The organism is Nosocomiicoccus ampullae (assembly GCF_001696685.1).
Lineage (GTDB): Bacteria > Bacillota > Bacilli > Staphylococcales > Salinicoccaceae > Nosocomiicoccus > Nosocomiicoccus ampullae_A.
This window is the reverse complement of the sequence record NZ_MBFG01000005.1, coordinates 39,259-59,257: the sequence shown is the minus strand read 5'-3', so window position 1 is coordinate 59,257 and position 19,999 is coordinate 39,259. Positions and strand designations below refer to the sequence as shown.

Genomic DNA, 19,999 nt, shown 5'->3' with positions numbered 1-19,999 from the left:
CCCTGCAATAAACATAATCACTGCAAATGTGATCAGTACTTTTGCGAGCTTATACATATCAAAATTATCCATATTTAGCACCTACTTCATCGTCACAATCGTTACGCCAAATCCACCTTCTGACGGTAAACCTTGTCTAAACGATTTTACTTTACTATGTCTTCTAAGTGTTTTTTCAACTGCCTCTTTTAAAGCACCTGTCCCTTTACCGTGGATGATTTCAACTTCATTTAAATTCGATAACACGACTTGATCTATATAACGGTCAAGTCGAATGACCGCATCTTCATATCGCTCTCCGCGTAAATCCAGTTTATTCGGAACACTTTGTCGACTTACTTTTCTAGAAATGACCGGTTTTACTTTTTTCTCTTTACGCTTTTTAAGCTCGTTACGTGGGATTTTCATCTTAATTATACCCATTTGAACAGTGACCTCGTCACCATCGACTTCGATGACATCACCTTTTTGTCCGTACGATAAAACATCGACAGAATCACCGACATGAAGTTCTGTATTATCTTCTGAAGTAACCTCTTTTTTAATATCTTTTTCATAATAGCTATCTGTTAATGCCTTTTTAGCTTCGATAAGTTTATGTGATTCGATATTATCAACACCGAGAGACTTCATGAGCTCTAGCTCTTCGATAATTCCAGATGCTTTTCTTTCTGCATCTTTAATGATGGTATTTGCTTTATCTTCAGCCGCTTCAATGAGTCGAGTTTTCTGATATTCGTAGTCTGCCATAAATCCGTTTAACGTTTTATGAATATCTTTAGTTTCTTTTAATAATTGATACGTTTCTTCCTCATGGATTCTCGCAGATTTTGTATGTCGTTCTAACGACTCGATCATTTCGTTGATTTCAAAGTTATCTCTTCCGGACAATTCTTCAGCACGACGTATGACTGAGGAATTTAACTTTAGTTTTTCTGAGATTTTAAATGCGTTTGATTTACCTGGAATACCGATCATTAAACGGTACGTTGGTGACAATGTGTCGACATCAAATTCCATCGACGCATTGATTACGTCTTCACGGCTATATGAAAACGACTTTAACTCTTTATAGTGTGTCGTTGCTATCGTTTTAATATTTTTATCGAGTAAAAATTCTAATATGCTGATCGCGAGCGCTGCCCCTTCTTCTGGGTCCGTTCCTGCACCGAGCTCGTCTAAAATAACTAAACTGTCTTTTGTCGCAACGTCTAATATATGACTAATATTCGTTAAATGACTTGAAAACGTCGATAACGATTGCTCGATAGACTGCTCGTCACCAATATCCGCATAAATACTATCAAATACTGGGAGTCTTGAGCCGTCTAACGCTGGAATTGGAATCCCACTTTGAGCGAGCGCTGCACATAAACCAATTGTTTTAATCGTAACAGTTTTACCACCAGTGTTTGGTCCTGTAATAATGACCGACAAATCACCGATATGAATATCGTTTTTTACAACTTCATCGATATCAATCAGTGGATGATACGCCTTTGTTAAATGGAGTTCTTCATCTTCACTTATAATTGGAATTGTTCCGTTTATAGCATTACCGTATTTCGCTTTCGCGTGCACGAGATCTAAATGATGAAGTATATCATCGATAAGAATTAACGATTCTGCTTCTAATACAACTCTCTCTGTAAGTTCAATTAATATCTTTTCTACTTCAACATTTTCTTGTTCACGTAGTCTCGCAATTTTATTTGATAATTCGACGATGGCCATCGGTTCAATGTATACCGTCTGACCTGTCGCACTTACGTCGTGGACGATGCCACGCACTGAACTTTGAGAGTCTGCTTTAACTGGAAGTACAAACCTATTATTTCTCATCGTAATAATTGAGTCACTTAAATGCTTGCTAGATTTTCTTAAAATGTCGTTTAAGCGCGTACGAATTGAACTTTCTTCACGTGTAATTTGTCGACGTATTTTTAATAATTCGTTTGACGCGTGATCTAATACGCCACTTTCATCGATTGTACTCGTAATTTCTTTATAGAGTGATTTATCTTCAGGGAGTTGTGACGTGTAGCGTTCAATTGACTGAAGTTCTATTTCGTTTTCTTTAAATGATTCGATCACACGAATCAACGTATCTTTACGATATAAGTTACTTTTAATTTTTAAAAACTCATCGACCGTTAACACACTACCAATTTGAGCACGTTTTACATAGCCTTTCATGTCTGAAATACCTGCCATCTCTAAGTTTTGATGGCGTAAAATCGTTAAAATATCATCTGTTTCAGCAAGGTTTTCTTTTACTTCTATTACAGACGTTTCAAATAATTTAGGAGATATTTTACTTTTCGTTTTTTCACTCATTGCATACGATTTTACTCTCTCTAAAATTTTGTTAAATTCTAGAGCGCGTATTGTACGTTCATTCATTTCTTATCACTTACCATCTTCTATAAATTGTTTAAATGCTTGTCTAGATAACGTATTGATTACGTTTTTCTTATTAACCTGTCCTTTTTGAAGCGTTGCGATGCCGTATTCCATAAACGCTAAATGATCGATATGATGCGCGTCTGTATTTACTGTTAACATGATATCTTTTCCATAAATAGCGTCGCTCGATAAATCTAAACGATTCGGATTCGCATTCACTTCTAAAATAGTACGCGTATCTTTTGCGATTTGTAACAACTCTTCCATATTAACATTATAGCCGTCACGTCGACCAATTAACCGCCCTGTTGGATGCGCGATGTGTCTGACATATGGATTATGCATTGCACATTTTAGTCGGTGCATAATTTCCTCTTCAGTCTGATTGAAGTTAGAGTGAATGCTCGCAATGACGTAGTCGAGCGATTTTAATATATCATCTGAATAATCGAGTGTTCCGTCACTTAGAATATCCATTTCAGTACCTGCATAGACGTCAATTTCATCATATTCATCGTTAATTTTACGTATTTCTTCGATTTGTTTTAGTAAACGCTCTTCACTTAACCCATTTGCAACGGGTAAACTTTTTGAGTGATCAGTAATGATGATATACTCGTACCCACGCTCTATACATGCTTCGACCATCTCACGTATACTATATGCACCATCACTATACGTCGTATGCATATGAAGGTCTCCCTTAATATCATCGAACGTAATAATCTCACTCATATTAACGTCTACTTCAGAACCAGTTTCACGCATCGCCGGCGGAATATACGATAAATCAAAGTGTTTATAAAATTGCGCTTCACTATCAAACGTTAAAATTTCTCCGTTACTTTCGACGCCGTATTCATTAATTTTTTCGTTACGTGATTTTGCGATTTGTCGCATTCTCACGTTATGATCTTTACTCCCTGTAAAGTGCTGTAACGTAGAGTAATATTCGTCACCTTGAACGAGCCTAAAATCTACTTGTATATTGACTAAACCTTCCGTATATTGAATCGAAACCTTTTTATCCCCTTTAGTGATAAACGACTTAAAAAAGGATACGTCTTCAATGTCTTTTATGAATTCGTGACTGTCACTTAACTGAACGATAAAATCAATATCCCCACTCGTTTCTTTGAACCTTCTTGCACTACCTGCGATGTCAAAGCGTTCGACATAATTTAATGACGATAAAAAACTTTCAATGTTTTTTTGTATCGTCATGACTGTAGATATTGGATGGCGCTTAACATCACTTAACGAAATCAGACCATTTAGTATATTTTCTTCGGTCTTTTTACCAAACCCAGGGAGTTGTTGAAGTTTGCCGTCCCGTAAAAACCGTTCGAAGTCATCTAAATTGTCGATACCTGTCTCTTCATAAATCTTTGCGACTCGTTTGGCACCGAGCCCTGGAATTTTTGTCATATATGTTAACCCGACAGGTGTACGTTCTTTTAATTCGTTTAACACTGTACTTTGATTCTTCTCTAAATATTCTTCGATTACTTCTTTTGTCGATTTACCGATACCTTTTATCCCGTCGAATGATTCAATTTCAGAAAGTGCGCGCGGATCTTTTTCGAGCGCTGCTGCTGCTTTTCTATATGCAGAAACTTTAAATGAGTTTTCTAAATTTAATTCTAAATACGTTGCGATTTCTTCGAGCATACGTATAATATCTCTTTTTGTCATCTGTATACCTCCATAAAAAATAGGGCCACTCTGGCCCTACTATAAGCTATATTTGTGACCAGTCTTTTAACTTGCCAGAAATAAATAACGTATGGTCGATTATAAACGTCGCTAAGCTTGAGTTACCGACCATCTGTTGTAGTGTTGTTGATGGAACTGTCCCAATGAAAAATAAAACGATCGCTAAAATGTACAGACATTCAATAATTCCTAACACTGTTCCAACAATTTTACTCGTTTTTCTATCAAAAATAATTTGATTGATGTAGTCAAATACACTAATCACAATCTGAATTATAATTTTTGACACGATAAAAATAATTAAAAACGCAGAAATATAATAATATGCTTGTTCTAAATTCGCAATATCATCAAAGACGATATTGTTTACTTCAGAAACGCTAGATGGGTACGGCATAATTAGATCGAGTCGGTCTCCAAGCTGTTTATAATTGAGTCGCGCAATAATAATGGCTGATAACGTACCGAAGAAATGTAAAAACTGAAGGATGCCTCCACGTCTATAGCCTACAATTCCACCAATTACGATGAGTATAATAATTAAAATTGTCATAGACTATTCCTTTGACTCTTTTAATTGCTTTAAGACATCTTCATACTTTTCTTCGAGTTGTAAGTAATCATCCATTAAGTTTACACACGTTAACACTGCTTTACGATGTAAATCTAAACCAGCATTCATACGTGCAACTTCACTTATTTTTTCATCGACCGCTTCAGCAACTCGCTCTAAGTATTCTCTATCATTTGCACCGACTAACGTATATTCATTATTGTAAATTTTAACAGATACTCTATTCTTTTTATTTTCCATAGTACTCTCTCTTTTTCATCAATAATTCATTTAAATTTATTTTAATTATACTGAAGGATGTGCGTATTCACAACAAATCTAATTAAATCATTGAAAAAAGAGGCAAATATGCCTCTTTATTATTCACGAATCGTAAATCCTTCTGCTTCTAACTTTTCAATAATTGGATCATGTGCTTCTTTTACATCACTGTCTTTTAAAGTGTCTTCTTTATTGAGATAAATTAAATGTAATCCGATCGACTTTTTATCGTCGTCAATATGTTCGCCTTCGTACACATCAAATGGATATACATCGACTAAATAATTCGGACGTAACGACCAGATTAAATCGATAATCGATTGAGACGTAATCTCTCTCGGCACTTCTAGAGCGATATCTCGAGAAATCGAAGGGAATTTAACGATTGGTTCGTACTCAATTGATGCACTATTGTCTAAAATATATGCGAGATCAATTTCAGCAACTGTCGTTTGTCCTAAGTCATGTGTTTTACGATACGTCGGATGAAGCTCACCAATGACTCCAACATTAACGTCATCTAAGAAAATGTGAGCACTACGACCTGGATGTAGTTCCTCGTAGTCTTGCGTCGCTTCAAATCGTACAGAACTTAATAAATTAAACTCTGTAAAAATTGCTTCGACAATTCCTTTAACGTGATAGAAGTCCGGTTCGTGTGTTGTTTTTAACCATTTCGTGTCATTTACTTTACCTGTCGATAAAATTGCTAACTTTTGAATCTCATCTGGTAACTCTGTTTGACCATTTGATTTAAATACATTTCCAATTTCAAAAATTTCAACACGCTCTTGCATACGGTTCATATTATATGTCGCGTTATCAACGAGGTGTGGGATAAGACTCGTTCTTAACACTGAATGCATTTCACTCATCGGCATGCTGAGTTTTAACCCTTCTTTTAACGGTGTAAATAAACCGATATTTTCTTCACTCGTTAATGCGTAGTTAATCGTCTGACTATAGCCATTTGACATTAACAATTCACGCATACTTCTCGTTTTCACTTGCGCATCTGTTAATTGACCCGGCGTGATTTTACTATATTTCGGTAATGTTGAAGGGATATTATCATAACCATAAATACGTGCGACTTCTTCAGAAATATCTTCTTTAATTTTTAAATCGTCTCTTCTAGACGGGATATAACACGTTAACTCATTCTCACCTTCGACTTTAATGCCAAGTCGGTTTAAAATTTCTTTAACCTCATCAGAACTTAGAGATAATCCAAGTCGTTGATTTAAAAAGTCGACTGAAGTCTTAATTGTCGTATCCTCTAAATCTAACTGTCCATCAGATATAATTTTTTCCTCTACCGTTCCGCCTGCGTACTTTTCAAGTAAATGTGCCGCACGGTTTAATGCTTTTACTACAAACACGTGCGATACGCCTTTTTCAAAACGTTGTGATGCCTCACTACGTAGGTTTAAGCGAGATGACGTTTTACGGACATTGACCGGATCAAATAGCGCAGATTCAATAACAACATTTTTCGTGTCATCTTTAACTTCAGAAAAGTCTCCACCCATTACGCCTGCGAGGGCGACTGGCTCTTTACCGTTCGTAATGACGATATCTGACTCTAACAGTTCACGTTCTTTTCCGTCAAGAGTCGTCATCGTCTCACCATCTTTAGCATAACGCGTTACAATTTCTGCACTACCAATTTTATCGTAATCAAACATATGAATCGGTTGACCAAATTCTAATAATACGTAGTTAGAAATATCAACAACGTTATTAATTGGGCGAATTCCAGACTTAATTAAACGCATCTGCATCCATAACGGACTCGGTTGAATCATTACGTCTCTAACGACACGCGCACCGTAATAAGGAACGCTTTCTTTATCTTCAATCGTTACAGATAATTTTGAAGCTGACTCGTGTTCTTTAAATGTCTGCTCTGGTTCTGTCACTTCTCCACCAAATAGTGCGCGCGCTTCATACGCACTACCTATCATTGATAACGCATCTTTACGGTTTGGTGTGAGATCATACTCTAAGACGTAGTCATTTAAGTAAAGTGCTTCTAACGCATCTTGTCCGACTGTCACATCTTCATTCTCACTAAAGATGAAAATACCATCTTCATATTTTTTAGGTGTTAAATCTTTCTCTATACCGAGCTCTTCTAAACTACAAATCATACCGTGAGACTCTACCCCACGTAATTTTGCTTTACGGAGTTTAAGTCCTGGAATTGTGCCGCCAACTTTTGCGACGATGACGTAAACCCCTGCTTTAATATTTGGTGCACCACATACAATTTGTACCGTTTCGTTCCCAATATTTACTTTCGTGACGTTTAATCGGTCGGCATCTGGATGCTGCTCGCATTCTTCAACGTAACCGACGACAACATCTTTCACTTCTTCTCTATAATCGATAATGTCATCGACTTCAATACCGCTTCTAGTAATCTTTTCACTTAACTCGTGTTTTGAAACTTCTAGCGGGATAAACTGATCTAACCATTCTTTAGATACTCTCATGTTTAACCCCTCTTTCTTCAATATATTTAAACTGTTCTAAGAATCGTAAGTCGTTTGTATATAAATGACGGATATCTTCCACACCGTAATATAACATCGCCATACGGTCTGGTCCCATACCAAAAGCAAATCCGCTATATTCACTACTATCAAATCCGGCCATTTCTAATACGTTCGGGTGCACCATACCAGCACCTAAAATTTCAATCCATCCGGATTGTTTACAAACGTTACATCCTTTTCCGCCACATTTAAAGCACGATACGTCAACTTCAACACTCGGCTCAGTAAATGGGAAGTAACTTGGACGTAATCGAATTTCACGGTCTTGACCAAAAATTTCTTTTAAGAATAATTCGAGTGTCCCTTTTAAATCTGCAAGAGAAATATTTTTGTCGACAACAAGTCCTTCAATTTGAGTAAATTGATGAGAATGTGTCGCGTCATCACTATCTCGGCGATACACTTTACCAGGACAGATAATTTTAATAGGTCCTTTACCTTTAGCTGCATTTAATACGCGTGCTTGTACTGGTGACGTATGTGTACGCAGTAGTGTTTCGTTAGAAATATAAAACGAATCTTGCATATCACGTGCTGGGTGAGATTTAGGTAAGTTTAAAGCTTCAAAGTTATAGTAATCACTTTCAACTTCATAACCTTCATACACTTCATAACCGAGACCGACAAAAATATCTTCGATACTGTCGATAATATGTTGAAGCGGATGTTTTCCACCGATTGGACGTTGTCTTCCTGGTAACGTAACATCAATCGTTTCATTTTCTAATTTTTTCTTTAGTAAACGTGCTTCAACTTCTTCAATACCTCGCTCTAATTTTTGTTGAATTGATTGACGTAGCGCATTGACGCTTTGTCCGAATTCCTTTTTCTCTTCATTTGGAATGTCTTTCATATGTTGCATTAACGTCGTGACAGTTCCTTTTTTACCTAAAAATTTAATGCGTAAATCGTCGAGTTGTTTACGATCCGCGGCATCTTCAAATAGCGATTCAAATTTTTCTTTAATCGCTTGCATATCGATGTCTTTATAACTCAATACTTTCACCTCATTTATTTTTTCGCATAAAAAAAACTCCATCCTATAACAATAGGACGGAGTTCCGTGGTACCACCTAAATTCCTGTTAAACAGGCGCTCTCATTTGATAAGGAAATGACCCTTTAACTTCATCTGTTAGGTGAACCCTGACTATAGTATGAGAATACTTCCACCAATCGTATTCACTCTCTGGTCATACTAACTTTGTCATTTATGCCTACTTCGCTTGAAGTTATTATTCGATTGACTTAATTATACATGATTTTTTAAAAAACTTAAAGACTATACTGATGCATTAAAATACCACCAGCAACGGCGACATTTAAACTTTCAGCGTCTCCTGGCATATCAATTTTTACTTTATAATTCGCAGCTGCGAGTACTTCTTCGCTAACACCTTGACCTTCGTTACCTAGAACAATCATTATTTTTTCATCTGTGATTTTATCTGTAAGTGGTTCTCCTGAGAGATCTGTCGTAAGTATTGTCCCGTTGAAATTTTGCATCACTTCAATCAAGTCTACGTCTTCAAGTGAGACGTGAAAATGGCTACCTTGACTACTTCTTAGTACTTTATCGCTATAAGGATCAACTGTGTTTTTACCGATTAAAATACGTTTAAAATTAAAGGCATCGGCTGTACGAATTAAAGTGCCAAGATTTCCAGGATCTTGTATACCGTCAATAGCAAGGACTCGATCACTTTCAATACTTTTTGTTTCCATACGAACGACTGCGATAATACCCGGCGGTGTCACCAGTTTCGATAGCGACGACATGACGTCTTTTGTGACGACAGTCGTTTTTAAATCAAAGTTAAACGTATCTGTTTCAAGCACGAAAATCTCTTCAATATGTGCACCAAACTGAATCGCTTCTTCGATTAAGTGTTCACCTTCAATTAAGAATTGTTGTGCTTTTGTACGCCCTTTTTTAGTTAATAGTTTACGTATTTCTTTGATACGCTTATTATCTTTAGACGTAATTACCATTTGATATTGTCAACGACGTCATCATTTAATGATTTTACGATTTCAACGACAAGTTTTACTGCATTTTTAAAGTCTTCACGGTGCATGATGCTTACGTTTGAGTGCATGTATCTTAAAGGTACACCGATCGCAAGTGATGGTACGCCGTCGTGAACTGTATGGAAACGTCCAGCATCTGTTCCACCACCAGGGATAGCTTGAAGTTGTACGTCGATTCCTTTTTCTTTCGCGAGCTTTTGAACGTGTTTTCTAAATCCGACGTGTCCAATATTTGTCGCATCTAACATGACGAGTAATGGTCCGTCTCCAAGCACTCCAACACCGTCACTCGTTTGAAGTCCTGGAGTATCTGTTGCGATACCAACATCAATTGCAATCGCAAGGTCCGGATTTACTTTATGTGCAGCAGTTTGTGCACCGCGTAGTCCGACTTCTTCTTGGACTGTCGCTCCACTCACTAAGTTAATATCAATTTCTTCTTCTTTTAATTCGTTTAACACTTCCACCGCAAGTGCACAACCGAATCTGTTATCAAATGCTTTTGCTAAAACGTAATCTTTGTTTGCCATTTCTGTAAATTCAGTATAAGGCACGATCATGTCTCCAGGCTTAACTCCGAGAGATTCTGCTTCTTCTTTATCTTTTACACCGATATCTAAATACATATCTTTAATATCGACTGTTTTCTTACGTGCTTCAGGCGATAACATATGTGGAGGTGTAGAACCAACAACACCAATATACTCGCCGTCATCTGTCACGAGTGTCATTTTTTGAGATAAAATAACTTGACTCCACCAACCACCGATCGGTGTAAATTTAATAAACCCTTTATCGTCAATTTGTGTGACCATAAATCCGATTTCGTCTAAGTGACCACCAATTAAGATCGTGCGTGATCCATTCCCTTTTTTCTTACCGAAAATACTACCTAAGTTATCTTCAATGAGCTCATCAGAAACTGGTGTTAAATACTCTTTCATTAACTTTTTAACGTCATATTCAAATCCAGAAATTCCATTCGCATCTGTTAGAGATTTTAGTAATTCTAATTGTTTATCCATATGTATCCCCTTTCTTTTATAATCATTATTTTAGCACATTTAAAAACTGATTTATTAATCCTGAATCAAATAATAAAAATATATCTATACTAAAAAATCCACATTGATTACTCAATGTGGATTATAGACATTATTTTAAAGCGTCTTTTGCTGTGTTTACTAACTGTTCGAATGCTTTTTCATCGTTAATTGCGATTTCAGAAAGCATTTTACGGTTCATTTCGATGCCAGCAAGTTTAAGACCGTTCATTAAACGGCTGTAGCTGATGTCGTGTTGACGCGCTGCAGCGTTAATACGTGCGATCCATAATTTACGGAATTCACGCTTTCTATTTTTACGGTCACGGTATGCATATTGACCTGATTTGATTACTTGTTGCTTCGCAACTCTATATAAATTTCCTTTAGCACCGAAGTAGCCTTTTGATTGTTTTAATAATTTTTTACGTCTTTTACGAGTAGTTACTCCTCTTTTAACACGAGCCATTGTTGTTCCTCCTTAAAAATTACTTACCAGCTTTAGCTAATAAATGTTTTAATCTTCTTGCGTCTGACTTAGCAACTAATGCTGGTTGACGAAGTTTACGTTTTTGTTTTTTAGTTTTGTTTGCCATTAAGTGGCTAGTAAACGCTTGTGAACGTTTAAACTTACCTGATGCAGTTTTCTTAACACGTTTTTTGTAACCTTTATGAGTTTTCATTTTAGGCATAATAAATTTCCTCCAAAATCAAGTATTATTTTTCTTTTTTAGGAGCTAAGACTAAGAACATCGAACGACCTTCCATTTTAGGACGGACTTCTAAATCTCCTTCTTCTTTTAGCGCCTCTGCAAACTTAACGAGAACATCTCTACCGATGTCTTTATGAGTAATTGCACGTCCTCTAAAACGAATAGAAGCTTTTACCTTATCACCTTTAGATAAGAACTTCTTCGCTTGGTTAGCTTTCGTATTAAAGTCATGCTCCTCAATAGTCGGAGATAGACGAATCTCTTTAACGTTGATCACACGTTGTTTTTTACGTGCTTCTCTTTCTTTTCTCTGTTGTTCATATTTGTACTTACCATAGTCCATAATACGAGCAACAGGTGGTTTTGCATTTGGAGCAACTAAAACAACATCAAGATCTACTCTTTCTGCCATTTCAAGTGCTTCTTGCTTAGATTTAATACCGAGCTGTTCGCCATTTTGGCTGATTAATCGAACTTCTTTTGCACGAATACGATTATTAATAATTGCTTGGTCTTTTGCTATTGTTGACACCTCCAAAAATTTAACGAACAAAAAAGAGCGAGTGCATAGCTGCACCCGCTCACTGAAAAGACACTAATAGTGCCCATTCCCGAAAACCCGTTTACCGTTGGCTAAGGGTGTGAAGCGGGAGCTTCAACTTGTCCGTTCAATTCAACTCTTATAACTATACAGTAGTTATTTGTATATGTCAAACATATTTATATATTAAATTTCGCCTTCACTGCTTTTTTCTTTAGTTCACGTAAAAATTCTTCTTTTTCTTTTGGTGACACTTTTACGTTATCATATACTCCACCAATATAATCAATTTGTATCGCATCTTCACTTTTTGCTGCTTTGTTTCCACCGACGATAATATCGTCTGTTGCAGAAACGTTTGTGATCGCATCGTAAAAGATTTTCGACTTTTTAAAACCGTTATATATGATTAACTGATGATTTGTAAACGTATATTTCACCGGCTTAAACGTATTCACAAGTACGATGATTATAATGAGTGTAATCGATACTGATATTCGACTTGGCGGAATATCTCTTAAATACCCAACCAAAACAATGATGATCGTCGGTATAAGAAGTAGTAGCAAGTTATACCTTATAAATTTAATCCCGTATTTAGAATAATAGGTCATACTCTCACCTACCTATTATTTTTTAAGTCGAATCTCATCGACGAGTTTATATAAGAACTCTTCTTTTTCGTAACTATTTTGCTCAGTTTCACCGTATTTACGCACGTTAACTTCTTGTGCTTCAACTTCTTTATCACCTACGACGACTTGGTATGGTACTTTTCGAGTTTGTGCATCTCTAATTTTATACCCCATTTTTTCATCGCGTGTATCGATATCTGCACGGATACCATATGATTTCATTTCATCTAAAATTTCACGTGCATAATCATAGTGTAAGTCTAAGTTTACCGGAATAATTTGCACTTGTTCTGGTGCTAACCATAATGGGAATGCACCTTTATATTCTTCAATTAAGAATGCGACAAATCGTTCCATCGTACCAACAACACCACGGTGGATAACGACTGGACGGTGGTTTTGTCCGTCTTCACCGATATATGTTAAATCAAAGCGTTCAGGAAGTAGGAAGTCTAATTGAACTGTTGATAATGTTTCTTCAATTCCTGAAGCTGTTTTCACTTGAACGTCAATTTTCGGTCCGTAGAATGCCGCTTCATCGAGTGCTTCAACGTACTCAAGTTCTAATTCATCTGCCGCTTCTTTTAACATTCTCTCTGCAGTGTTCCACATGTTATCATCATCGAAATACTTATCTGTATTTTCTGGATCACGGTAACTTAAGCGGAATGAGTAGTTTTCAATCTTAAAGTCTTTGTATACTTCTTCGATTAAATGAAGTACACGTTTAATTTCTTCTTTAATTTGATCTGGACGAACAAATACGTGTGCATCATTTAATACCATTCCACGAACACGTTGTAATCCTGAAACTGCTCCAGACGCTTCATAGCGGTGCATCATTCCTAATTCTGCGATACGAATTGGAAGTTCACGGTATGAGTGTCTTTCATTTTTATAAATCATCATATGATGTGGACAGTTCATCGGACGAAGAACGAGTTCTTCGTTACCAATTTTCATAGCAGGGAACATGTCGTCTTGATAATGCTCCCAGTGTCCACTCGTTTTATATAAATCACTGTTTGCTAAAATTGGAGTATAAACGTGGTCATACCCAAGTGCTACTTCTTTGTCGACGATATAACGTTCGATTTCACGGCGAATTGTCGCACCGTTTGGTAGCCAGAACGGTAAACCTGCACCGACGAGTTGAGACGTATCGAAGATTTTCATCTCACGACCGATTCGTCTATGGTCACGTTCTTTTCTTTCTTCTAACATTTTTAAATGCTCTTCAAGATCTTTCTTTTTAAAGAACGCAGTACCGTAAATACGTTGTAACATCTTATTATCAGAATCTCCACGCCAATATGCACCAGCGATTGATAATAATTTATATTCTTTAATTTTTGATGTTCTCGGTACGTGTACACCACGACATAAATCTGTGAAGTCGTCTTGAGTGTATACAGTGACGAGCTCGTCTTCAGGAATCGCGTCGATTAATTCTAATTTATATTCATCGTGTTTAAATAATTCTTTTGCTTCTTCACGTGATAATACACGGCGCTCGATTGGAATGTTTTCATCGATAATCTGTTTCATTTCACGCTCAATTTTAGGGAAGTCTTCGTTAGATAATTTCTCATCCATATCAAAGTCATAGTAGAATCCTTCTTCGATGACTGGTCCGACACCAAACTTCACATCTTTATAAAGACGAGTTAAAGCATGCGCTAGTAAGTGTGCTGTCGAGTGACGCATCACTTCTAAGCCTTCTTCAGTTTTATCTGTGAATAGTTCAATTTCTGCATCTTCAACGATTGGACGTACGAGATCATACATTTCTCCGTTTACGCGTGCTGCGACTGATGCTTTTTTTAATCCCGGGCTAATTGACCCAGCAATTTCTTCTGCTGTAATACCACTATCAAATTGTTTTTCGCTTCCGTCTGGAAACTTAATGTTTACTTTAACATCTGACATAGTAATTCCTCCAAAAATTTAATAAAAAAAGTCGCCCCTAATAATAGGGACGACTGTAGTGCCGTGTTACCACCCTGATTCACAAGTCGACAAATAGACTTGCCTCAGAAATAGGAGATAACGCTCCAAAGCGTATAGCGATTAAGCTATTATTAATAAAGGTAGTAACTTTAATGCTTTATTATGCATTTTCACCAACCATGCACTCTCTATAAATAAATCAAAAAAATTGTGTCCTTTTAATGTTTAAAATCAATTGTTAAGCATATTATACATTACTCTGAATAAACTGCCAAGTACTAATGGCGATAATTCGGCCCAACTAATTCAACTTCATACGTCAATGCACGAATTCTTTCCACCATACGTGTCGCCTTTATTTTATCGACCGTACCATCTTTCGTTACTGCATATAAATCGACCAACTGATCAATACTATAATTTGAACTGATAAACGTCGGTCGTTTTTCTGCCATTCGACTTTGAAGTATCGGTGTCAGTACTGTATCCCTACTCCATGCAGTAATATCTTCAGCACCGAGATCGTCTAACATTAACACATCCGCTTCTTTAAGCGCTCGAATTCTATCATCACTCGTATTGTCTTTAAACCCTGCACGAAGTTCTTGTAACAGTTCAGGTACATATATAATCATCGAGCTCACATTCTTTTCTTTTAACTCGTTCGCAAAACTCCCGAGGAAAAATGACTTCCCAACACCGAAGTTACCGTGAATGTATAACCCTCTATAGTCATTTTTACTCACAATATTATGGACCGTTTCAATCGATTTATGGATCACTTCTTCACGGTTTGACCCTTCGATAATATCTAAGTCATCAAAATGAGCGTTCACGATATCTTGAGAGATGAAAAAACTTTGAATCAGCTTTTGTTTTTCTTTGTACTTATCTCTCTCGACCTTAACTTTGCACGGTGTTAAATAGTGATGGATTTTGCCATTTCGAACTTCTAAGTTAATGACATAACCGTCTGGATGAGACTTACAATGACCATTTTCATCTTGAACACATTCTGAATCTTGTTCAACAAACTTTTTTATCATTAACAGTTCGTCTTGAATCATCTCTCGAGTCACAGAGACACCAGAATCATTTACAAACTGTCTAAATTTTGGTGAATTGATGATCATTTCGTACGTTTCTTCATTACGTTCGTTATGTGCATTAAAAAGCGGATTGTTTTTCATCATATCGCTTAATGATTCCATTTATTTCACCTACAACTTTCTAAATCGGTCGATTGCTTCTTGAATCGATGTCGATTGTTTTTTTGTTACTTTTTTATTATGCATTGTCTGGTCTGAACTTTGTTTCTTTTGCTCATTAAACCATTTCGGTTCGACAATTTGACGCTTTACACGATAGTTACTTTTCTTTTTCGATTGGTTATTGTAAAAAGTAAGCGCTGCATCTTTTGCTTCTTCAGCCGTTTGATATCCTTTACTTTCCCAATCTCTCGCGATTGTAAATACATAATTGTCAAATAATTGTCCGTCTTTTTGCATTAACGCATACTCTAACAGTACGTTGATTACTCCGTTATTTAAATTCGTCTCTGTGACGAGTCGTGTTACGATTAGTTCATCGCTTCTTGATGGGTTGTTATTTCTTAACTGACGAATTCGAGTAACTGGACTAATACGGTCAAGCGACGTAAAGTAATCTTCATTTGTAGGTGTGTCTTCTGGTTGTAATTTTTCATCTTCTTTTTCATGTCGATAATAATCGAGTGCTGCACGTCTTAAAATATTTAAGTCGATACCTTTTGATTTGTCTGTTGATTTTACGATGATTTTTTTCATTTCATATGCATTTAGATGAAAAAGCTCTGAGAGCTTGACGATATTTTCTCTCACAGACTGAGTAAAGAATTTACGGTCGACAAACGTTCCTCTTAAATGAGTAAATAGTACTTCAAAATCGAAGTCATCCTGTTCCACATTGCTACCTGTACTATTATTTCTACCTTCGTAATGATCTTCAGGTAATTTAAATGATTCTAAAGAAATATTTGAAAATACTTCAGTAAATTTACGACTGACGTCAGTGATATTATCTGGAAGTTTTGGATATTTCCAGTACTCTCTTTTTTTATTAAATAACTCACTACCGACTTTCGTATATAAAAACATACTCAGCATCGGATCGTTAAAAAACTCTGTTGCTGTTAACGGTTGTTTTACTTCGTAGATGAGTTGATCAATATGTGCGTCATCATTCACATACGTTTTAACCAAGCCAACCGCTTCTAATTTTTCAAGTTCTGATGAAAATATAGACAACGTCATATTCATTTCATCGATAATTTCGCTATGCTTTCTAATTTCTAGCGGTTCAAACTTTCGGCTTGAATCATGTAAATAAATATAAATAGAAACTGCAACACTACCGAGAATCGGCATATATATATCATTTAACATCGTACGGTCATGTTCAGAAATATACTGCTGGTTATGGACGATAAACTCCGTACGTGGCGTTAGTGAACTACTCACCTTTTTCACCTTTTTCTAAATGCTTTAGCGCGTCCATGAGTTGGTTAATATCTGTAAACTCTCGGTACACACTCGCAAAACGAACGTATGCCACTTGATCCAGCTGCATCAATTCTTCCATAACGACTTCACCAATTTCAGTCGATGACACTTCATTTGTGTTTTTGTTTCTAAGTTTCTTCTCTACATTATCTACACACTTTTCTACTTCTTTAAAACTAATCGGTCGTTTTTCACATGATTTCATAAGACCGTCTAATAATTTATCTCTATCGAATTGTTCACGTGTATTGTCTTTTTTTATAACCATAAGAGGTGATAATTCAATACGTTCAAACGTTGTAAATCTTGCACCACAAGATTCACATTCACGTCTACGACGTATACTCGTCATATCATCTGTTTGACGTGAATCGATGACTTTTGTGTTTTCGTGACTACATACTGGGCATCGCATCAAATCACCTAATTCTTTTTTTATTAGTATAACATGATTGACTATTTATTAAATCGATTAAAAAACTCTCTATAAGAAAAGTCTTATAGAGAGTGGTTCTTTGAATTAAAGTTCTTTTGCAACACGTTCAACGAGTTCTACTGTACGCGTTGAGTAACCCCATTCGTTATCGTACCAAGAAAGTACTTTAACTTGGTTGTCACCCATAACCATCGTTAAATCAGAATCTACGATTGATGAACGTGAATCTGTGTTGAAGTCACTTGAAACAAGTGGCTCATCAGATACACCTAGGACACCTTTAAGATCTCCATTCGCAGCGTTTCTAAGCGCTTCGTTTACTTCTTCTTTCGTTACGTTTTTGTCTAACTCAACAACTAAGTCTACTAATGAAACGTTGTCAGTTGGAACACGTAATGCCATTCCGTCTAATTTACCTTCGAGTTCTGGTAATACGAGTGCAGTTGCTTTTGCTGCTCCAGTTGATGTTGGAACGATGTTTTCAGCTGCTGAACGCGCACGACGTAAATCTTTGTGTGGGTTGTCTAAAATTCTTTGGTCTGAAGTATACGCGTGAACTGTAGTTACTAACCCTTTTTTAATGCCAAATGAGTCGTTTAACACTTTAGCCACAGGCGCTAAACAGTTTGTCGTACATGAAGCGTTTGAGAATACGTCGTATTTTTCAACGTCTAAGTCTTTGTCGTTTACACCTAGTACAATTGTTTGAACGTCTCCACCTTTAGATGGACCAGTAAGTACGACTTTTTTCGCTCCTGCTGTTAAGTGTTTAGATGCTGTGTCACCGTGGTTAAATGCACCAGTTGCTTCAAATACGATGTCTACACCTAAATCTTTCCATGGTAAGTTTTCTGGGTTTCTGTCACGAGTGACTTTGATTTCTTTTCCGTCAACTACTAAAGTGTCATTATCTTTAGCTTCAACAGTTTTTTCCCATTTACCGTGAGTTGTGTCATAGTTTAGTAAGTGCGCTAAATCTTTTGCATCATAGCTAGCGTTTACTGCTACTAAGTTTAACGTATCTGATTCATGAACGATACGAAATACTTGTCTACCAATTCTTCCTAAACCATTAATCGCTACATTTGTCATAGTCAATAATCTCTCCTAGAATTTAGTCATGTTCATTATAGCATATCAGTCATTAAGTTGTTTAATAAAATCATCAATCTGATTATATAACGCTTCTTTCGTGTCGTTATTATTAAAGACGATGTCTGCACGTTTCTTTTTTTCTTCTAAAGATAGCTGTGACGCTATACGACGTCTTGCTTCTTCTTCAGTAAAATCGTTACGCGTCATCAGACGATTTAATTGTGTTTTCTCATCGACATAGACGACGATGACTAAATCAAACTGGTCTTCGAGTTTGTTTTCATAAAGAAGCGGTATATCTGAAAATACGTGGCCTGTTTTTAAATTTTTATTTTTGTCATCGTTCATCTCTTTTCGAATGATCGGATGCGTAATCGAGTTTAATACAGCACGTTCATCTTTATCGTTAAATACGATATGACCTAATTTCTCACGATTTAACGTACCGTCATCGTTTAAGATACCATTACCAAAGTGTTCGACGGTCTTTTTTAAACCTTCTGTTCCTTTATTTAAAACGTTTCTTGCATAGATATCTGCATCGAGCACGACGTATCCTTTATCTTTTAAATAATGACTAACTGTACTTTTTCCGCTCGCAATGCCGCCTGTAATTCCGATTGATTTGTACATATTATCACCTCTGACATGTCGTGCAGTAATACGTGTTGCGCTGCCCGATTGTTTTCGTTTTTATTTCATGACCTTTCGGACAGAACTTTTGCCCGTATACTTTGAACTTTGTTTGCATACTACCGGATTCTCCCGTTGTACTTCTATAATCTGAAATTGTCGATCCGCCAGCATTTAACGATAGTTCAAACACTTCAACGATTTTATCAAATAATAGTTCTAATCTTTTTTTAGAAATATTTTTGACACGCCTCGTCGGTAAAATCCCGCTTCTATATAACGCTTCAGAAGCATAGATATTCCCAACACCTGGGATAATTTTAGCATCCATAATAATTGTCTTAATATATGAATTGTCATAACGGTTAGATTTTAACGTTTCGACGAAATAGTTTTTAGCCGTTTCTTCAGTATATTCAGGCGCCATATTTTTAAAAGGCAGAAAGTCGTTTAAATCACGAATCGTTCTTACTTCTCCAAACCTACGAATATCTGAGTAGACTAAAATTTGGCCATTGCTTAAATGAAACTGAACGTGCCAATGTTTTTTATAGTTCGCCTCAGTAATTTCATCAAGCGTGTTAACGATAAAGAAACCACCACTCATACCGAGGTGACTAATCATATATAATATGCCTTCATCATTCATAAGTTCAAAATACATATATTTACTACGACGTTTAATATTAATAATCGTTGAATTTCTTATATTTAAAAAAGACTCGATTGGTTCTTTCACAATCGTCATTCGGTCATTTGTATGTCCGCTTATGACAGTGTCTGAAAAGACGACGTCTTTAATCTTTAAACCGATTAAAGACGTCAAACTTCTTTTTACGAGTTCAACTTCAGGTAATTCTGGCAT

Annotated in this window: 19 protein-coding genes and 1 other annotated feature; all 19 genes read right to left on the bottom strand. The window is 36.3% G+C overall.

Annotated features, from left to right (window positions below):
- Positions 1-81: 81 nt before the first annotated feature.
- Positions 82-2,403, bottom strand: a complete 2,322-nt coding sequence (locus BBS29_RS04295; protein WP_068129342.1) for an endonuclease MutS2 — start codon at positions 2,401-2,403, stop codon at positions 82-84.
- A 6-nt stretch (positions 2,404-2,409) separates the two neighbouring features.
- A complete protein-coding gene (gene polX, locus BBS29_RS04290; protein WP_068129340.1) occupies positions 2,410-4,101 on the bottom strand; it encodes a DNA polymerase/3'-5' exonuclease PolX in 1,692 nt (563 codons plus the stop codon).
- A 46-nt stretch (positions 4,102-4,147) separates the two neighbouring features.
- The gene (locus tag BBS29_RS04285; protein WP_040928695.1) at positions 4,148-4,675 is read right to left on the bottom strand and encodes a CvpA family protein; all 528 of its coding nucleotides are present in this window, start codon (positions 4,673-4,675) and stop codon (positions 4,148-4,150) included.
- Positions 4,676-4,678: 3 nt separating this feature from the next.
- Entirely contained in the window at positions 4,679-4,936 is a 258-nt protein-coding gene (locus BBS29_RS04280; RefSeq protein ID WP_040928696.1) for a cell division protein ZapA, read from the bottom strand.
- A 119-nt stretch (positions 4,937-5,055) separates the two neighbouring features.
- Positions 5,056-7,455: a phenylalanine--tRNA ligase subunit beta gene (gene pheT / locus BBS29_RS04275; RefSeq protein ID WP_068129339.1), complete on the bottom strand. Its 2,400-nt coding sequence runs from the start codon at positions 7,453-7,455 to the stop codon at positions 5,056-5,058.
- Positions 7,442-8,494, bottom strand: a complete 1,053-nt coding sequence (gene pheS, locus BBS29_RS04270) for a phenylalanine--tRNA ligase subunit alpha (RefSeq protein ID WP_068129398.1) — start codon at positions 8,492-8,494, stop codon at positions 7,442-7,444. Before pheS ends, pheT begins: the two co-directional genes overlap by 14 nt.
- 298 nt (positions 8,495-8,792) lie before the next feature.
- On the bottom strand, positions 8,793-9,509 hold the full coding sequence (locus BBS29_RS04265; RefSeq protein ID WP_068129337.1) for a TrmH family RNA methyltransferase: 717 nt from the start codon (positions 9,507-9,509) through the stop codon (positions 8,793-8,795).
- A complete protein-coding gene (locus tag BBS29_RS04260) occupies positions 9,503-10,573 on the bottom strand; it encodes a M42 family metallopeptidase (protein ID WP_068129335.1) in 1,071 nt (356 codons plus the stop codon). The genes BBS29_RS04265 and BBS29_RS04260 overlap by 7 nt, the downstream gene beginning before the upstream one ends.
- A gap of 130 nt (positions 10,574-10,703) precedes the next feature.
- Positions 10,704-11,060 carry a 50S ribosomal protein L20 gene (gene rplT, locus BBS29_RS04255; RefSeq protein WP_040928700.1) on the bottom strand — a complete coding sequence of 119 codons (357 nt, stop codon included), beginning with the start codon at positions 11,058-11,060 and terminating at the stop codon, positions 10,704-10,706.
- Between the two features lie 19 nt (positions 11,061-11,079).
- Positions 11,080-11,283, bottom strand: coding sequence for a 50S ribosomal protein L35 (gene rpmI, locus BBS29_RS04250; RefSeq protein WP_040928701.1), 204 nt, complete (start codon positions 11,281-11,283; stop codon positions 11,080-11,082).
- A 25-nt stretch (positions 11,284-11,308) separates the two neighbouring features.
- Positions 11,309-11,836 (bottom strand): translation initiation factor IF-3, encoded by a 528-nt coding sequence (infC, locus tag BBS29_RS04245; RefSeq protein ID WP_179853829.1) that lies wholly within the window; start codon positions 11,834-11,836, stop codon positions 11,309-11,311.
- A 13-nt stretch (positions 11,837-11,849) separates the two neighbouring features.
- Positions 11,850-11,972, bottom strand: a sequence feature (ribosomal protein L20 leader region).
- A gap of 52 nt (positions 11,973-12,024) precedes the next feature.
- Positions 12,025-12,459 (bottom strand): PH domain-containing protein, encoded by a 435-nt coding sequence (locus BBS29_RS04240; protein WP_068129333.1) that lies wholly within the window; start codon positions 12,457-12,459, stop codon positions 12,025-12,027.
- 15 nt (positions 12,460-12,474) lie between these two features.
- A complete protein-coding gene (gene thrS, locus BBS29_RS04235; protein WP_068129331.1) occupies positions 12,475-14,409 on the bottom strand; it encodes a threonine--tRNA ligase in 1,935 nt (644 codons plus the stop codon).
- 299 nt (positions 14,410-14,708) lie between these two features.
- Positions 14,709-15,641, bottom strand: coding sequence for a primosomal protein DnaI (dnaI, locus tag BBS29_RS04230; RefSeq protein ID WP_068129329.1), 933 nt, complete (start codon positions 15,639-15,641; stop codon positions 14,709-14,711).
- A 9-nt stretch (positions 15,642-15,650) separates the two neighbouring features.
- Positions 15,651-16,928, bottom strand: a complete 1,278-nt coding sequence (locus BBS29_RS04225; protein ID WP_068129327.1) for a replication initiation and membrane attachment family protein — start codon at positions 16,926-16,928, stop codon at positions 15,651-15,653.
- Positions 16,921-17,385, bottom strand: a complete 465-nt coding sequence (gene nrdR / locus BBS29_RS04220) for a transcriptional regulator NrdR (protein WP_068129326.1) — start codon at positions 17,383-17,385, stop codon at positions 16,921-16,923. The genes BBS29_RS04225 and nrdR overlap by 8 nt, the downstream gene beginning before the upstream one ends.
- A 105-nt stretch (positions 17,386-17,490) precedes the next feature.
- Positions 17,491-18,498, bottom strand: coding sequence for a type I glyceraldehyde-3-phosphate dehydrogenase (gap, locus tag BBS29_RS04215; RefSeq protein ID WP_068129325.1), 1,008 nt, complete (start codon positions 18,496-18,498; stop codon positions 17,491-17,493).
- Positions 18,499-18,543: 45 nt separating this feature from the next.
- Positions 18,544-19,134: a dephospho-CoA kinase gene (gene coaE / locus BBS29_RS04210; protein WP_068129323.1), complete on the bottom strand. Its 591-nt coding sequence runs from the start codon at positions 19,132-19,134 to the stop codon at positions 18,544-18,546.
- Positions 19,135-19,138: 4 nt separating this feature from the next.
- Positions 19,139-19,999 (bottom strand): bifunctional DNA-formamidopyrimidine glycosylase/DNA-(apurinic or apyrimidinic site) lyase, encoded by an 861-nt coding sequence (gene mutM, locus BBS29_RS04205; protein ID WP_068129321.1) that lies wholly within the window; start codon positions 19,997-19,999, stop codon positions 19,139-19,141.

Bases quoted from the DNA above. Each gene is read 5' to 3' on its own strand.
- BBS29_RS04240 (WP_068129333.1), bottom strand. From the start codon at position 12,459: ATGACCTATTATTCTAAATACGGGATTAAATTTATAAGGTATAACTTG.
- gap (WP_068129325.1), bottom strand. From the start codon at position 18,498: ATGACAAATGTAGCGATTAATGGTTTAGGAAGAATTGGTAGACAAGTA.
- rpmI (WP_040928701.1), bottom strand. From the start codon at position 11,283: ATGCCTAAAATGAAAACTCATAAAGGTTACAAAAAACGTGTTAAGAAA.
- BBS29_RS04280 (WP_040928696.1), bottom strand. From the start codon at position 4,936: ATGGAAAATAAAAAGAATAGAGTATCTGTTAAAATTTACAATAATGAA.
- BBS29_RS04295 (WP_068129342.1), bottom strand. From the start codon at position 2,403: ATGAATGAACGTACAATACGCGCTCTAGAATTTAACAAAATTTTAGAG.
- polX (WP_068129340.1), bottom strand. From the start codon at position 4,101: ATGACAAAAAGAGATATTATACGTATGCTCGAAGAAATCGCAACGTAT.
- dnaI (WP_068129329.1), bottom strand. From the start codon at position 15,641: ATGGAATCATTAAGCGATATGATGAAAAACAATCCGCTTTTTAATGCA.
- rplT (WP_040928700.1), bottom strand. From the start codon at position 11,060: ATGGCTCGTGTTAAAAGAGGAGTAACTACTCGTAAAAGACGTAAAAAA.
- pheT (WP_068129339.1), bottom strand. From the start codon at position 7,455: ATGAGAGTATCTAAAGAATGGTTAGATCAGTTTATCCCGCTAGAAGTT.
- BBS29_RS04265 (WP_068129337.1), bottom strand. From the start codon at position 9,509: ATGGTAATTACGTCTAAAGATAATAAGCGTATCAAAGAAATACGTAAA.
- thrS (WP_068129331.1), bottom strand. From the start codon at position 14,409: ATGTCAGATGTTAAAGTAAACATTAAGTTTCCAGACGGAAGCGAAAAA.
- BBS29_RS04285 (WP_040928695.1), bottom strand. From the start codon at position 4,675: ATGACAATTTTAATTATTATACTCATCGTAATTGGTGGAATTGTAGGC.
- nrdR (WP_068129326.1), bottom strand. From the start codon at position 17,385: ATGCGATGCCCAGTATGTAGTCACGAAAACACAAAAGTCATCGATTCA.
- pheS (WP_068129398.1), bottom strand. From the start codon at position 8,494: ATGCAAGCGATTAAAGAAAAATTTGAATCGCTATTTGAAGATGCCGCG.
- coaE (WP_068129323.1), bottom strand. From the start codon at position 19,134: ATGTACAAATCAATCGGAATTACAGGCGGCATTGCGAGCGGAAAAAGT.
- BBS29_RS04260 (WP_068129335.1), bottom strand. From the start codon at position 10,573: ATGGATAAACAATTAGAATTACTAAAATCTCTAACAGATGCGAATGGA.
- mutM (WP_068129321.1), bottom strand. From the start codon at position 19,999: ATGCCAGAATTACCTGAAGTTGAACTCGTAAAAAGAAGTTTGACGTCT.